At 60.3% G+C, this 15190-nt stretch carries 13 protein-coding genes; all 13 read left to right on the top strand.

Features of this window, described 5'->3' with window-relative positions:
• Positions 1-21: 21 nt before the first annotated feature.
• The 13 genes from flgG to fleQ all read left to right on the top strand — a co-directional run bounded on the left by flgG (position 22) and on the right by fleQ (position 14962).
• Entirely contained in the window at positions 22-807 is a 786-nt protein-coding gene (gene flgG / locus G1E_RS12670; RefSeq protein ID WP_009684240.1) for a flagellar basal-body rod protein FlgG, read from the top strand.
• A gap of 45 nt (positions 808-852) precedes the next feature.
• Complete coding sequence (gene flgH / locus G1E_RS12665; protein ID WP_029887007.1) at positions 853-1548, top strand: flagellar basal body L-ring protein FlgH; 696 nt, start codon at positions 853-855, stop codon at positions 1546-1548.
• A 12-nt stretch (positions 1549-1560) separates the two neighbouring features.
• The gene (locus G1E_RS12660; RefSeq protein WP_009684238.1) at positions 1561-2670 is read left to right on the top strand and encodes a flagellar basal body P-ring protein FlgI; all 1110 of its coding nucleotides are present in this window, start codon (positions 1561-1563) and stop codon (positions 2668-2670) included.
• Between the two features lie 11 nt (positions 2671-2681).
• A complete protein-coding gene (gene flgJ, locus G1E_RS12655) occupies positions 2682-3836 on the top strand; it encodes a flagellar assembly peptidoglycan hydrolase FlgJ (RefSeq protein ID WP_009684237.1) in 1155 nt (384 codons plus the stop codon).
• Positions 3837-3848: 12 nt separating this feature from the next.
• Positions 3849-5891 carry a flagellar hook-associated protein FlgK gene (gene flgK, locus G1E_RS12650; RefSeq protein WP_009684236.1) on the top strand — a complete coding sequence of 681 codons (2043 nt, stop codon included), beginning with the start codon at positions 3849-3851 and terminating at the stop codon, positions 5889-5891.
• A gap of 13 nt (positions 5892-5904) precedes the next feature.
• Positions 5905-7467: a flagellar hook-associated protein 3 gene (locus G1E_RS12645; RefSeq protein ID WP_029887008.1), complete on the top strand. Its 1563-nt coding sequence runs from the start codon at positions 5905-5907 to the stop codon at positions 7465-7467.
• A gap of 351 nt (positions 7468-7818) precedes the next feature.
• Entirely contained in the window at positions 7819-8748 is a 930-nt protein-coding gene (locus G1E_RS12640; RefSeq protein WP_009684233.1) for a ketoacyl-ACP synthase III, read from the top strand.
• Positions 8749-9156: 408 nt separating this feature from the next.
• Complete coding sequence (locus G1E_RS12635; RefSeq protein ID WP_009684232.1) at positions 9157-10581, top strand: flagellin; 1425 nt, start codon at positions 9157-9159, stop codon at positions 10579-10581.
• 76 nt (positions 10582-10657) lie between these two features.
• Positions 10658-11008, top strand: coding sequence for a flagellar protein FlaG (locus tag G1E_RS12630; protein WP_009684231.1), 351 nt, complete (start codon positions 10658-10660; stop codon positions 11006-11008).
• A gap of 83 nt (positions 11009-11091) precedes the next feature.
• The gene (fliD, locus tag G1E_RS12625; RefSeq protein WP_009684230.1) at positions 11092-12480 is read left to right on the top strand and encodes a flagellar filament capping protein FliD; all 1389 of its coding nucleotides are present in this window, start codon (positions 11092-11094) and stop codon (positions 12478-12480) included.
• 125 nt (positions 12481-12605) lie between these two features.
• Positions 12606-13007: a flagellar export chaperone FliS gene (gene fliS, locus G1E_RS12620; RefSeq protein WP_009684229.1), complete on the top strand. Its 402-nt coding sequence runs from the start codon at positions 12606-12608 to the stop codon at positions 13005-13007.
• Positions 12976-13317: a flagellar protein FliT gene (locus tag G1E_RS12615; protein WP_047149861.1), complete on the top strand. Its 342-nt coding sequence runs from the start codon at positions 12976-12978 to the stop codon at positions 13315-13317. Before fliS ends, G1E_RS12615 begins: the two co-directional genes overlap by 32 nt.
• A 169-nt stretch (positions 13318-13486) precedes the next feature.
• A complete protein-coding gene (fleQ, locus tag G1E_RS12610) occupies positions 13487-14962 on the top strand; it encodes a transcriptional regulator FleQ (protein ID WP_009684227.1) in 1476 nt (491 codons plus the stop codon).
• The last annotated feature ends 228 nt before the right edge of the window (positions 14963-15190 follow it).

Raw genomic sequence — 15190 nt, 5'->3', positions numbered from 1 at the left:
AGGCGCACGAGGAGAAATTACATGCTTCCGGCTCTTTGGGTCGCTAAAACCGGCCTGTCCGCACAGGACACCAACCTGACGGTCATTTCCAACAACCTGGCCAACGTCTCGACCACCGGCTTCAAGCGTGATCGTGCCGAGTTCGCCGACCTGCTCTACCAGGTGAAACGCCAGCCTGGCGCCCAGTCGACCCAGGACAGCGAGCTACCCTCGGGCCTGCAGGTCGGTACAGGTGTGCGCATTGTCGGTACCCAGAAAAGCTTCGTCGCCGGCAGCCTGCAAACTACCGAAAACCCGCTGGACATGGCGGTCAACGGGCGTGGCTTCTTCCAGATCCTGCAGCCGGATGGCACCGTTTCCTATACCCGTGACGGTACCTTCCACCTCAATTCCGACGGCCAGATCGTTACCGCCAACGGCTATGCCCTGGAACCCGCGATTGTTGTGCCCAACGATGCTCAGACCTTCACCGTGGGCACCGACGGCACTGTCTCGATCACCACGGCCGGCAACCCGGCTGCGCAGGTGATCGGCAACATCCAGACCGCCGACTTCATCAACCCGGCCGGCCTGCAAGCAATTGGCGACAACCTGTTCCTGGAAACCGCCGCCAGTGGCGCGCCGCAAGTCGGCACCCCGGGGCTGAACGGTTTCGGCACAACCCAGCAGCAGACCTTGGAAAACTCCAACGTCAGCACCGTGGAAGAGCTGGTGAACATGATCACCACCCAGCGCGCCTACGAGATGAACTCCAAGGTCATCTCCACCGCCGACCAGATGCTGTCGTTCGTTACCCAGCAGCTCTAAGCCGCCTTGTACTTTCGTTACACCCGTGCCCGTGAGGTAAGCGTCATGAATCGTCTGTTGTCCGTTTTCGCCCTGGGGGGGGCGGTGTTGCTGGCAGGTTGCGTCGCGCCGACGCCCAAGCCCAACGACCCGTACTATGCGCCGGTGTTGCCGCGCACCCCATTGCCGGCAGCGGCCAACAACGGTTCGATCTACCAGGCCGGTTTCGAGCAGAACCTTTACAGCGACCGCAAAGCGTTCCGGGTGGGTGACATCATCACCATCACCCTCAACGAGAAAACCTCGGCCAGCAAGAACGCCGGGTCGCAGATTGCCAAGAACAGCAAGACCAATATCGGCCTGACGTCGCTGTTCGGTGGCACACCGAACACCAACAACCCGTTTGGCGGCGGCGACCTGTCGCTGGAGGCGGGCTACAGCGGTGACCGCGCCACCAAGGGCGATAGCAAGGCGACCCAGGGCAACACCCTGACCGGCTCGATCACCGTAACGGTGGCCGAAGTACTGCCCAACGGCATCATCGCGGTGCGCGGTGAAAAGTGGCTGACCCTGAACACCGGCGAAGAGTTGGTGCGCATTGCCGGCATGGTCCGTGCCGACGACATCGCCACCGATAACACCGTACCGTCCACCCGTGTGGCCGACGCGCGCATTACCTACTCCGGTACCGGCTCGTTCGCCGATGCCAGCCAGCCTGGTTGGTTGGACCGCTTCTTCCTCAGCCCGCTTTGGCCTTTCTGAGTACGGATGACCATGTTCAACGTGAGGCAGCTGATTGCCGCAACCCTGCTCCTGTCCTGTGCCTGTGTGGCCCAGGCCGAGCGCCTGAAGGACATCGCCAGTATTTCTGGCGTGCGCTCCAACCAGTTGATTGGCTATGGCCTGGTGGTTGGCCTGAACGGTACGGGTGACCAGACCACCCAGACCCCGTTTACCCTGCAAACCTTCAACAACATGCTGTCGCAGTTCGGCATCAAGGTGCCGCCAGGCTCCGGTAACGTGCAGTTGAAAAACGTCGCTGCCGTGTCGGTGCATGCCGACTTGCCGCCGTTCGCCAAGCCGGGCCAGGTGGTCGACATTACCGTGTCCTCGATCGGTAACTCGAAGAGCCTACGCGGCGGCAGCCTGCTGATGACCCCGCTCAAGGGGATTGACGGTAACGTCTACGCCATCGCCCAGGGCAACCTGGTGGTCGGCGGCTTCGACGCCGAGGGCCGCGACGGCTCGAAGATCACCGTCAACGTTCCGTCGGCGGGTAGGATTCCAGGTGGTGCCAGCGTGGAGCGGGCCGTGCCAAGCGGCTTCAACCAGGGCAATACCCTGACCTTGAACCTGAACCGCCCCGATTTCACCACTGCCAAACGTATCGTCGACAAAGTCAACGACCTGCTGGGCCCGGGTGTGGCCCAGGCGGTGGACGGTGGCTCGGTGCGGGTCAGTGCGCCGATGGACCCAAGCCAGCGCGTGGACTACCTGTCGGTCCTGGAAAACCTGGAAATCGATCCCGGCCAGGCGGTGGCCAAAGTCATCATCAATTCGCGTACCGGTACCATCGTCATTGGCCAGAACGTGAAGGTTTCCCCAGCGGCGGTGACCCACGGCAGCCTGACCGTGACCATTACCGAAGACCCGATCGTCAGCCAGCCGGGCCCGCTCTCCAACGGCCAGACTGCCGTGGTGCCACGCTCGCGGGTCAATGCGGAGCAGGAGGCCAAGCCGATGTTCAAGTTCGGCCCAGGCACCACGCTGGATGAAATCGTCCGCGCGGTGAACCAGGTGGGCGCAGCGCCCGGTGACCTCATGGCCATTCTCGAAGCCCTGAAACAGGCCGGCGCCCTGCAAGCCGACCTGATCGTGATCTGAGGCCGCCGCCAATGAACAGCAAAAGCCTGGTTTCCGGTAGTGCCGACAGCGGCGCCTACACCGACCTCAACCGCCTCAACGCGCTCAAGCAGGGTGACCGCGACAGCGAAGCCAATGTGCGCAAGGTGGCCCAGGAGTTCGAGTCGCTATTCATCAGCGAAATGCTCAAGGCCTCGCGCAAGGCCAGCGATGTGCTGGCTGACGACAACCCGATGAACACCGAAACGGTCAAGCAGTACCGAGACATGTACGACCAGCAACTGGCCGTAAGCATGTCCCGCGAGGGGGGCGGCATCGGCTTGCAGGACGTGCTGGTGCGCCAGCTGACCAAGGGCCGCAGCGCTTCGATCAACACCAGCCCATTCCCGCGGGTGGATAACGCAGGCCCGGCCTTGTGGGGCAACAAGGTGGCAGAGCCGGCACATGCCACCCCGCCGGCCAGCGCCCGCAACGACGTGGCTGCGCTCAATTCGCGGCGCCTGGCCCTGCCCAGCAAGCTCACCGACCGCCTGCTGGCCGGTATCGTGCCCTCGGCGGCTACGGCCAACGCTGCTGCCGTGCCGGCGCGTGAAGGCCAGCAAGTGGCCAAGGCTTTCGCCGTGCCGGACTCGGGGCTGCGCATTGTCGGTCGCGCCGTGGCCCAGCCGCCACTGGCACCGAAAAAAGCCTTTGCCGACAGCGACGAATTCGTCGCCACCATGCTGCCGATGGCTGAGCAGGCAGCCAAGCGCATCGGCATCGACCCGCGCTACCTGGTGGCCCAGGCTGCACTGGAAACCGGTTGGGGCAAATCGGTCATGCGCAATAGCGACGGCAGCAGCAGCCACAACCTGTTTGGCATCAAGGCCACCGGCAACTGGCAGGGCGAGCAGGCGCGCGCGATCACCAGCGAGTTCCGCGATGGCCAGTTCGTCAAGGAAACCGCAGCGTTTCGCAGCTACGACTCGTACCAGGACAGTTTCCACGACCTGGTGACCTTGTTGCAGAGTAATTCCCGCTATCAAGGTGCACTGGATTCGGCCGATAACCCAGAGCAGTTTGCAAGAGAGCTGCAAAAGGCAGGTTATGCGACCGACCCGGGCTATGCGCGCAAGATCATCAGCATCGCCCAGCAAATGCAGTCAACCCCGCAATACGCCATGGCTGGCAGAACCACGAACTTATAAAAGGACTAAAGCATGTCGAGCCTGATTTCGATTGGCCTGAGTGGCCTGAATGCCAGCCAGGCGGCATTGTCGGTAACCAGTAACAACATCGCCAACGCCGCGACCAGTGGCTATTCGCGCCAGCAGACGCTGCAGGCTGCGGGGCCCTCGCACAACATCGGCGCGGGGTTCCTGGGGACCGGCACCACGCTGGCCGATGTGCGCCGCATCTACAGCTCCTACCTGGACAACCAACTGCAGACGGCCACCTCGCTGCAGGCGGACTCGGCCACCTTTCAGGACCAGATCACCAGTGTCGACAAACTGTTGGCCGACCGTGACACGGGTATCAGCTCGGTGCTCACGGCATTTTTCGCGGCCATGCAGACGGCCGCAGCCAAGCCAGGTGATGTCGCCTCGCGGCAGCTGTTGCTGACTCAGGCGCAAACCCTGAGCAACCGGTTCAACGCGGTGAGCACCCAGTTGTCCCAGCAGAACGCCACGATCAACTCCCAGCTCGATACCATGGCCGGGCAGGTGAACAAGCTCACCGCCAGCATTGCCGAGTACAACAAGCAGATCACGGCGGCCAGTGCCTCTGGTAACACCCCCAACAGCCTGCTGGATGCGCGCGGTGAAGCGGTACGCCAGCTCAATGAGCTGGTGGGGGTGACGGTGCAGGAGCGCGACGGCAACTACGACGTGTACCTGGGCAGTGGCCAGTCGCTGGTTACCGGCACCAAGGCCAATACCTTGTCGGTGGAGCCGGGGGTGGCCGACAAGAGCCAGGTTGGCCTGCGTATCAACTATGACTCGTTCAGCTCGGACGTGACCTCGGTGATTTCTGGTGGCGCCATCGGCGGTTTGCTGCGCTATCGCCAGGATGTGCTCACGCCGTCGATGAACGAGCTCGGCCGTGTTGCCCTGGTGGTCGCCGACAGCATCAACAGCCAGTTGGGGCAGGGCCTGGATGCCAATGGCCAGTTCGGCAGCTCGCTGTTTTCCAGCATCAACAGTGCCACCGCCATTGCCCAGCGCAGCCTCGCGTCGTCGAACAACAGTGCCGGCTCCGGCAACCTGGATGTCACCATCGCCGACAGCGGGGCACTGACCACCTACGACTACGAAGTGAAGTTCACCAGCGCCAACCAGTACAGCGTGCGCCGCTCCGACGGTACCGACATGGGCAGCTTTGACCTCAATGCCGACCCGGCGCCGGTGATCGACGGGTTCAGCCTGGCGTTGAAAGGCGGTGGCCTGGCGGCCGGCGACAGCTTCAAGGTCATCCCGACCCGTGCCGCTGCCGGTAGCATCACCACCACCCTGACCGACGCCAACAAGCTGGCTTTCGCCGGGCCGATCAGTGCCAACGCGGGCAGTGGCAACAGCGGCACCGGCACCATCACCCAGCCGACGCTGGGTGAAGCGCTGGACATTTACGGCGGTGCCGACACCGCGTTGATCCAGCAGTCGATTCGCGACTCGATGCCGGTGCGCGTGGTGTTCGACGCCGCCAGTGGCGGTTCGCAGGGCTACAAGCTGTTCGATGCCAAGGGCACCCAGATCGGCACGGGCAGTGTGGTGCCAGGGCAGGACAACAAGCTGTCCATCGCGGTGCCAATGCTGGATGGTTCGGGCAACCCGATTCTGGATGGCAGCGGCAACCCGCGTACCTTCAGTGTCGAGACCACCATCGGCGGCAGCCCTGCCGCCAACGACAGCTTTACCCTGTCGTTCAATGCCGACGGCAAGGCGGATAACCGCAATGCCACGGCGCTCCTGGAGCTGCAGACCAAGTCGACGGTCAATACCGGCTCGGGTGGCGGTACCAGCTTCACGTCTGCCTACGCCTCGCTGGTCGAGCGCGTGGGGGCCAAGGCCAACCAGGCGTCCATCGACACCACCGCCACCGAAGCGGTGCTCAAGTCCGCCAGCGAAAGCCGCAGCGCGGTGTCCGGGGTCAACCTGGATGACGAAGCGGCCAGCCTGGTCAAGTTCCAGCATTACTACACGGCGTCTTCGCAGATCATCAAGGCGGCGCAAGAAACCTTCAGCACCCTGATCAACGCTTTGTAAGGAGTAGACTATCGTGCGTATTTCCACTGCTCAGTTCTATGAGGCCAGCGCCAGTAGCTACTCCAAGAACTTCTCCAGCATGAACAAGACCAACGATCAGGTGACTTCGGGTATTCGCATCCAGACAGCGGCTGATGACCCGGTCGGTGCTGCGCGCCTGTTGCTGCTGCAACAGCAGCAGTCGTTGCTGGACCAGTACAGCGGCAACATCAATACGGTCAGCAATGCGCTGCTGCAGGAAGAGAGCGTACTCTCCACCATCAACGATGCGATGCAGCGCGCCAGCGAGTTGGCGATCCGCGCCGGTGGCGCCGGCGTCACCGACTCCGATCGCGTGGCCATCAGTACCGAGTTGAAGGAGATCGAGGCCAACATCTTCGGCCTGCTCAACTCGCGCGATGCCAATGGCGACTACATGTTCGGCGGCTCGAAAAGCACCACGCCGCCTTACGTCCGTAATTCCGATGGTACCTACAGCTATCACGGTGACCAGACCCAGCTGAGCCTGCAGGTCTCCGATACCCTGAACCTGGCCACCAACGACACCGGTTTCAGCATCTTCGACTCGGCCAGCAACAAAAGTCGCACCCAGTCGAGCTTGCTGGTGCCCGCCACCGACGACAACGTGGTCGGCGTATCGTCGGGGCTGTTGACATCGAGCACCACCTACAACAACAGCTTCACGGCGGGCCAGCCCTACAAGCTGACCTTCACCAGCGCGACCCAGTACACCATCACCGACGCCAGCGGCAGGGACATCACCTCCGAAACTGCCACCAACGGGACCTTCGACAGCAACACCGAGGGTGCCAACAAGATTGCCCTGCGTGGCGTTGAGTTCGAAATCACCGTCACCCTGGAAGAGGGCGCCGATGCCGATGCGGCCGTGGCGGGGCGTGAGTTCTCGCTGCAAGCGCGTCCGGACTCGTTCAATGCCACCCGCAACGGCAGCAACAGCTCCAGCGCCCAGATCACCGGCAGCAGCGTCACCGATGAAACCGCCTACCGCAGTACCTTCCCCAGCAATGGTGCGGTGATCAAGTTCACCGGCCCCGGCGCCTATGAGCTGTACGCCCAGCCATTGACCGCCGATAGCAAGGCGATTGCCAGCGGCACCTTCACGGCGCCTTCGCTGACGGTGGCCGGGGTGACCTACGAGATGTCCGGCTCGCCAGAGGCCGGTGACCAATTCGCGATCACCGCCAATACCCACCAGAACCAGAACGTGCTGGAAACCATCAGCCAGTTGCGTGCTGCCCTGGATACCCCGGTCACCGGCACGGGCGAAGCCAACGCACTGAAAGACGCGGCTGCCTCGGCCATCGCCAACCTGGCCAGTGCCCGCGAGCAGGTCGATATTACCCGTGGCTCGATTGGTGCCCGTGGTAACTCGCTGGAGATCCAGCGGCAGGAGAACACCAGCCTGGGCCTGGCCAACAAGACGACCCAGAACGCCATCGGCAACACCGACATGTCGCAGGCTGCCATTACCCTGACGTTGCAGCAGGCCATGCTGGAGGCCTCGCAGCTGGCCTTCTCGCGCATCTCGCAGTTGAGCCTGTTCAACAAACTCTAAGCTGGCTTTTCGATCGCTGGGGCCGCTTTGCGGCCCTTCGCGGGCTTGCCCGCTCCCACAGGGCATTCGCAGGCCTTCAAGCACACGCAAAACCTGTGGGAGCGGGCAAGCCCGCGAAGAGGCGCAAAGCGGCCCCAGCTTTTATGCTCGCGAAAACCCAGTCCCCGCACCCTCTGCAAGGCTTTCGTAGCATTTCAATGTGACCAATGAGTCAAAACGGTCATCTTCCCTGTATTCTATGCAGCAGCTGTTGCAGCATTTTGTTACCGGCGCGCAGGCGAGCGCTGCCGGTATTTGGCGCCCTCAATTCATCGAGTGGTGGTCTTTGGCTGTTTTCATTGGGAAGCCAGAATGATTGGCATCAAAAGCATCGCGAGTTACGTGCCTACCGCTGGCCTGGACAACTATGTCCAGGGGGCGAAGTTCGGCAAGGACGAAGAGTTCATGTTCGGCAAGATCGGCGCCTCTTTCCTGCCGCGCAAGGCCGCAGAACAGGAAACCTCCGACCTGTGCGTAGAAGCCGCCCAGGCCCTGTTCGCCAGCAACCCTGACCTGGATCCGCAGTCGATCGATGCGTTGATCGTGGTCACCCAGAACGGTGACGAAGAAGGCCTGCCGCACACCGCTGCCATCGTTCAGAGCAAGCTGGGCCTTTCCACCCGGGTAGCGGCGTTCGATGTGTCGCTGGGCTGCTCGGGCTATGTGTATGGCTTGTATGCGATCAAGGGCTTCATGGAAGCGGCAGGGCTGAAAAATGGCTTGCTGATCACTGCCGACCCGTACTCGAAGATCGTCGACCCGGAAGACCGTAACACCACCATGCTGTTTGGCGACGCCGCCACGGCTACCTGGATGGGTGAAGGCGCGGTCTGGAAGTTGGGCCAGGCGCGTTTCGGCACCGACGGGTCCGGCGCTGAACACCTCAAGGTCAGCGATGGCAAGTTCTTCATGAACGGCCGCCAGGTATTCAACTTCGCCTTGATCAAGGTGCCGGCGCACCTGCATGAGTTGCTGGACGCCAGCGGCCTGCAGTCATCGGATATCGACGCCTTCTGCATCCACCAGGGTAGCGCGGCGATTGTCGACGCGGTCGCGCGCCGTTTCGAAGAGCAGCACCCCGAGAAGTTCGTCAAGGACATGCTCGAAACCGGCAACACTGTGTCGTCCAGCGTGCCACTGCTGCTGCAGAAGCACATGCTCGACGGCAGCTGGAAGCGCGTGGCCATCAGCGGCTTTGGCGTGGGGCTGTCGTGGGGCTCGGCCATTCTCTATCGCGACTGACCCTCAGCCCGTTCCCAAAAGCGCCCGGCGGCCACCGCCCGGCGCTTTTTTTATGCCTGGACCAACAGGCACGGGCCTCACCTAGTCCCTGTGGGAGCGGGCATGCCCGCGAAAAAATCAACGCGGTGGATGGCACCGGCATTGCCGGTGTTCGCGGGCGCGCCCGCTCCCACAGGGGAGGGTGGGGGCTGGCAATGCCATCAAGCCTGTTCAGCAGCGGAATTTGACGCCAATAAACCGCCCTTAACCCCTTGATTTCTCAGGGCTGGCCTCCTGCCAGCATTTTTTTTTCGAAAAAACCCTCAAGCAACTCGCGCACCCGACGATAACTATTACGAAGGTTCTCTAGGCCAATCCGGCGGTTGCCAAGGCCGGAAGCCGCAGTACCCATCCAACGAGGATTTCGTCATGCCGTTAACCGTTAATACCAACATTGCGTCGATCACTACCCAGGGCAACCTGACCAAGGCGAGCAACGCCCAGACCACTTCGATGCAGCGTCTGTCCTCGGGTCTGCGCATCAACAGCGCTAAAGACGACGCTGCCGGCCTGCAGATCAGCAACCGTCTGACCAGCCAGATCAACGGCCTGGGCCAGGCTGTGAAAAACGCCAACGACGGTATCTCGATTGCCCAGACCGCTGAAGGCGCGATGCAGGCTTCGACCGACATCCTGCAGAAAATGCGTACACTGGCACTGTCCTCGGCTACTGGCTCCCTGAGCGCCGACGACCGTAAGTCGAACAACGACGAATACCAAGCTCTGACTGCAGAACTGACCCGTATCTCGCAGACCACCACCTTCGGCGGTCAAAAGCTGCTGGACGGTTCTTATGGCACCAAGGCCATTCAGGTTGGTGCAAATGCAAACGAAACGATCAACCTGTCGCTGGAGAACGTAGCGGCAAATCAGATCGGTTCCCAGCAGGTGAAGAGTATTACAGCCTCTCCGAAAGCAACCGGTCTGACTGGCGGTGATCTCACTGTAACTGGTAATGGTCAGAGTGAGGACTTCAAGGTTAAAGCTGGCGCCTCTGCAAAAGAAATCGCCAAAGGTCTTAATGGTATCATTGGTGGTCTTACCGCCACTGCTAGTACTGAAGTTAGCTTCACTGTAGATGCAGCTGCTTCAACCACGCCAGCGGATTTCACGATTACTGTGGGTGACCAAGACGTCACACTGCTGGGCGTGAGGGACACGGCTTCGCTTGCTGATCAGCTGAAGTCCAACTCCGCGAAATTGGGCATTAGCGTTAACTATGATGAAAGCAATGGCTCACTTTCCATCAAGTCTGACACCGGTGAAAACGTTGCTTTCTCTGACACCAACGCTGGTGCCGTTGCTGCAATTAAAGTTGCAAGCAAAGGTGGTGATGGCCTCTATAGCACCGCTGTTGCGATTGCTGACACAATGATCGCTACTGGTGCAGTATCTCTGGATTCTGCGAAAGGCTATTCTTTGACCAGTGCTGGTACAGCAGTTACTGAGCTGTTTGGCGCGAAAGGCACTTCTGAAAAAACAACTATTGCCCAAACTGATGTAACCGACGCAACCAAGGCACAAAACGCCTTGGCCGTCATCGACAAGGCCATCGGCTCCATCGACAGCGTCCGTTCGGGCCTGGGTGCTACCCAGAACCGTCTGCAAACCACCGTCGACAACCTGCAGAACATCCAGAAGAACTCCACCGCTGCCCGTTCCACCGTGCAGGACGTGGACTTCGCTTCGGAAACTGCCGAGCTGACCAAGCAGCAGACCCTGCAGCAGGCTTCGACTGCGATCCTGTCGCAGGCCAACCAGCTGCCATCCTCGGTCCTGAAACTGCTCCAGTAATTCAGGCGCCTGAGTAAAGGGTGAAAGGGCGCGTTTACGTGCCCTTTTGCCTTTTTTGACATGAGGAGTTCGAAACATGGACATGAGTGTCCAGCTGAGCCAAGTGTATCCGTCCGTGTTACCCCAGGCGCCAGTAGCTGATCGGGACTCAGCGGCACCTGCCAAAGTGCAGGAAGTTGCTGCCCCCGAGAAACAGCCGCACTCGCGCGAAGACCTGGAAAAGGCAGTTGGCGAAATTCGTGATTTCGTCCAGTCGAGCCAGCGTCAGCTGGACTTTTTCATTGATGATTCCACGGGTCGGGTTGTAGTCAAGGTGATTGCTACCCAGTCCGGCGAGGTGATCCGGCAGCTTCCGTCGGAACTTGCGCTTAAGTTGGCGCAAAGCCTCAGTGAAGCCAGTAGCTTGCTGTTCGATGATCAGGCGTAGGCTGGCATGATTTTTGTTGTTGTCGATAATTTGATGGATATTTCCGCCAAGGATCCGGCAGCTACTGAACAAGGAGAGCAATGATGGCAGGTACAACAGTCAGTGGTATTGGCTCGGGCATTGACACCCAGGCGATCGTCGAGTCCCTGGTGGCCGCGCAAAAGGCGCCAAAACAGGCCCAGATCAATACCCAAACACTGAAGGCAACCACCACGTTGTCCTCTATTGGCAAGATTCAGGCCGCTCTGGATGCCTTCCGTGGCGCATTAACCACAATGACCGACAGTAACAGCTTCGGTGGACTCAGCCTGAAGTCTTCGGATGAGAAGGTCGCGACCGTGACCATGGGCACCGGGGCCGCAAATGGCTCGTTCAAGCTGATCGTCGACAAGCTGGCGACTGCGTCGAAAGTCTCGACCAAGGTCTATGCGAATGGCGCCGGCTCGGTAGTCAATAGCGGCACCACGTCGACTACCTTGACCATGAGTCAGGGCGGTAAGGACTTTGATCTGAGCGTTCCCCCTGGTGCAACGTTGCAGCAGGTGCGCGATAGCATCAATAGTCAGTTTGGTACGGCAGGTCTGAGTGCCAACGTACTGACTGATGCCAATGGCTCTCGTTTGATTGTCACCTCGACCACGATGGGGGAAGGCTCCGATATTACGCTTTCGGGCAACTCGGGCATCGATACTGGCTATTCCGTAGTCGATGAGCCGACGGACGCCGAGTACACCCTCGATGGCATCGCAATGAAGTCCAAGACCAACGATATCAATGATGCCGTCAGTGGGCTCAATATCAAGTTGGTGGGTATTTCGCCGACGAGCGCCACCAGTGGAGAAAAGACAGCGACCATTTTATCGCTGACTACCAGTTCCACCACCTTGAAGTCGGGCCTCAAGGGTTTCATCGATACCTACAATGCCTTGCTTACGGTTCTGAACGCTGAAACAAAGGTCACCAAGAATGCCGATGGCACCATGACGGCCGCTGCGCTGACCGGTGATGCGACCATGCGCACCTTGATGACTTCCATCCGTGAAGAACTCAATGCGGTGTCGGGCAACGGTACGCTGAAGTCGTTGGCCGCATTTGGTGTAACGTCTGCCCAGGATGGCGGTGCGCTAAGCCTGGACGACAAGAAGTGGGACAAGGCTGCAACCAACAATGCGGCAGATCTGACCAGCATTTTCAATGGCAAGGACGGCCTGCTGGCGCGCCTGCAAAAGGTCACCGAGCCGTTCGCCAAGGCCAGTACCGGTACACTTGCCGCACGCTCCCAGGTGCTCAGTGAAAGCCTGACCAAGCTCAAGGCCGAGCAGGACACCCTGGACGCCCGCATGGAAGCACTGCAAAAAAGCCTGCAGGACAAGTACAACAACATGGATACCTTGGTCACGCAGTTGCGTCAGCAGCAGAACTCGGTACTCAGCACGCTCAACGCGTTGAACAAGTCGAACAGCGACGATTGATCCATGAGTATTGCATGAAGCCTGGGCACAGTGCCCAGCTTCATGTCATCGGCCGGTAAAGTTTTTCTCGATCCGCCCGATACAAGGAATATCTCCCCTAAGCCTGCCCGTCACGAGGTCGCAAGATGAATCCCATGAGAGCCCTTCGTCAGTACCAGAAGGTCAATTCCCATGCTCAGATTTCCGAAGCCACGCCGCATCGCCTGGTGCAGATGCTGATGGAGGGAGGTCTCGATCGGATGGCCCAGGCCAAGGGTGCTATGGCGCGCGGTGACATCGCCGAGAAGGGGCTGATGCTGGGCAAGGCGATCGACATCATCATCGGCCTGCGTGACGGCCTGCAGCCGGAGAAAAGCGAAAACCCCGAGTATGTGGAAAACCTCGACGCCCTCTATGTATACATGACCAACCGGCTCATGCAGGCGAATGTCGACAACGATGCCAGCATCATCGACGAAGTTGCGCAACTGCTAATTACCGTGAAAAGCGGTTGGGATGGCATTGCCGACGCCCAGCCCGCCAGCTGACGGCAAGGAGATTAACGTGAACGCACTGCAACGCCTCGATGACACCTGCGATGCCCTGATCGGCGCTCTTGGTGAACGTGACTGGGACGCTATTGCCAAGTTGGATGTGGCATGTCGCACCTGCATCGACGAGGTACTGGAAAACCACACGATGGACCAGGGGTTGCTGCGCGAAAAGCTGGAAGGGGTTTTGGAGGTCTACCGCAACCTCATCGATGTGACAACCGGTGAACGCCAGGCAATTGCCGAAGAGATGATGCAGATCAACCAAGCAAAAAATGCTTCAAAGGTATATCATCTCTTCAGGTAAGATGCGCACAACATTAGAAAAGGCGCCATAAATTTGACTGTATGGCCCTTTTTGACTTAACTAGTGGCTGTTTTCGAATTCCAGACGTCCGAACACTGACCATTCAGTCGGAATGATGTCGAGCATGCCCCTTGCAGGGTGCCGATATGACTAGGGAAGTTGCTATTGCATGTGGCGTGAAACCAAGATCCTGCTGATCGATGACGACAGCGCGCGCCGCCGCGACCTCGCGGTGGTGCTGAACTTTCTCGGCGAAGAAAACCTCGCGTGCGCCAGCCACGACTGGCAGCAGGCGGTGGAGCCTTTGGCCTCGAGCCGTGAAGTGCTGTGCGTGCTTATCGGCGCTGTAAACGCCCCTGGCAATGTGCTTGGGTTGCTTAAGACAGTGGCTGCATGGGATGAGTTCCTTCCTGTTCTACTTTTAGGTGAAATTTCTTCTGCAGACCTGCCGGAGGAGCTTCGCCGCCGCGTCCTTTCCAACCTGGAAATGCCGCCAAGCTACAGCGAGCTGCTCGATTCGCTGCACCGTGCCCAGGTCTATCGCGAGATGTACGACCAGGCACGCGAGCGCGGTCGCCAGCGCGAACCCAACCTGTTCCGCAGCTTGGTCGGCACCAGTCGTGCCATCCAGCACGTGCGGCAGATGATGCAGCAGGTGGCCGATACCGACGCCAGTGTGCTGATCCTGGGTGAGTCAGGCACCGGCAAAGAGGTGGTCGCGCGCAACCTGCACTACCACTCCAAGCGCCGCGACGCGCCGTTCGTGCCGGTCAACTGCGGCGCGATCCCTGCCGAGTTGCTGGAAAGCGAGCTGTTCGGCCACGAGAAGGGTGCCTTCACCGGGGCGATCACCAGCCGTGCCGGGCGTTTCGAACTGGCCAACGGCGGTACCCTGTTCCTCGACGAAATCGGCGACATGCCGTTGCCGATGCAGGTCAAGCTGCTGCGCGTGCTGCAGGAGCGCACCTTCGAGCGCGTGGGCAGCAACAAGACCCAGAGCATTGATGTGCGCATCATTGCCGCTACGCACAAGAACCTCGAGAACATGATCGAGGACGGCACCTTCCGCGAAGACCTGTACTACCGGCTGAACGTGTTCCCCATCGAGATGGCACCGCTGCGCGAGCGGGTGGAAGACATTCCGCTGCTGATGAACGAGCTGATCTCGCGCATGGAGCACGAGAAACGCGGTTCCATCCGTTTCAATTCCGCTTCGATCATGTCGTTGTGCCGCCATGGCTGGCCGGGCAACGTGCGTGAGCTGGCCAACCTGGTCGAGCGCATGGCGATCATGCACCCGTACGGGGTGATTGGCGTGTCCGAGCTGCCGAAGAAGTTTCGTTACGTCGATGACGAAGACGAGCAGATGGTCGACAGCCTGCGCAGCGACCTGGAAGAGCGCGTGGCGATCAATGGCAATACGCCGAATTTCGGCAGTCATGCGATGCTGCCGCCTGAAGGCCTGGACCTGAAGGACTACCTGGGTAGCCTGGAGCAGGGCCTGATCCAGCAGGCGCTGGACGATGCCAACGGTATCGTTGCGCGCGCGGCTGAGCGTTTGCGTATTCGTCGCACCACATTGGTGGAGAAGATGCGCAAGTACGGCATGAGCCGCCAGGGGGGCGAGGAGCAGGCGGAGGATTGATGGGGGCGTCGGGGTGTTCACCTCGACCTTTCTAGTGCCTGTTAGATCGAGCGCCGCCCGCGCGGCGCATCGCGAGCTGGCGCTCGCTCCTACGTTTGTTTCGGGCCAGTGAGGCCTGTGACAGGCGCGCGCGACCGCCTTGTTCGTACGGCGCGATATCGTGCCATGCCCCAAGGGGGCGCGCGCAAATCCCCCAGGCATAACTGGCCCGAAACAAACGTAGGAGCG

It is taken from the genome of Pseudomonas sp. TJI-51 (assembly GCF_000190455.2).
GTDB lineage: Bacteria > Pseudomonadota > Gammaproteobacteria > Pseudomonadales > Pseudomonadaceae > Aquipseudomonas > Aquipseudomonas juntendi.
Note: the sequence above shows the minus strand (reverse complement) of the source record. Positions and strands in the feature narration are given on the sequence as shown.

Bases quoted from the DNA above. Each gene is read 5' to 3' on its own strand.
- G1E_RS12660 (WP_009684238.1), top strand. From the start codon at position 1,561: ATGTTCAACGTGAGGCAGCTGATTGCCGCAACCCTGCTCCTGTCCTGT.
- fleQ (WP_009684227.1), top strand. From the start codon at position 13,487: ATGTGGCGTGAAACCAAGATCCTGCTGATCGATGACGACAGCGCGCGC.
- fliS (WP_009684229.1), top strand. From the start codon at position 12,606: ATGAATCCCATGAGAGCCCTTCGTCAGTACCAGAAGGTCAATTCCCAT.
- G1E_RS12635 (WP_009684232.1), top strand. From the start codon at position 9,157: ATGCCGTTAACCGTTAATACCAACATTGCGTCGATCACTACCCAGGGC.
- G1E_RS12615 (WP_047149861.1), top strand. From the start codon at position 12,976: ATGGCATTGCCGACGCCCAGCCCGCCAGCTGACGGCAAGGAGATTAAC.
- flgG (WP_009684240.1), top strand. From the start codon at position 22: ATGCTTCCGGCTCTTTGGGTCGCTAAAACCGGCCTGTCCGCACAGGAC.
- flgK (WP_009684236.1), top strand. From the start codon at position 3,849: ATGTCGAGCCTGATTTCGATTGGCCTGAGTGGCCTGAATGCCAGCCAG.
- flgJ (WP_009684237.1), top strand. From the start codon at position 2,682: ATGAACAGCAAAAGCCTGGTTTCCGGTAGTGCCGACAGCGGCGCCTAC.
- G1E_RS12640 (WP_009684233.1), top strand. From the start codon at position 7,819: ATGATTGGCATCAAAAGCATCGCGAGTTACGTGCCTACCGCTGGCCTG.
- G1E_RS12630 (WP_009684231.1), top strand. From the start codon at position 10,658: ATGGACATGAGTGTCCAGCTGAGCCAAGTGTATCCGTCCGTGTTACCC.
- flgH (WP_029887007.1), top strand. From the start codon at position 853: ATGAATCGTCTGTTGTCCGTTTTCGCCCTGGGGGGGGCGGTGTTGCTG.
- fliD (WP_009684230.1), top strand. From the start codon at position 11,092: ATGGCAGGTACAACAGTCAGTGGTATTGGCTCGGGCATTGACACCCAG.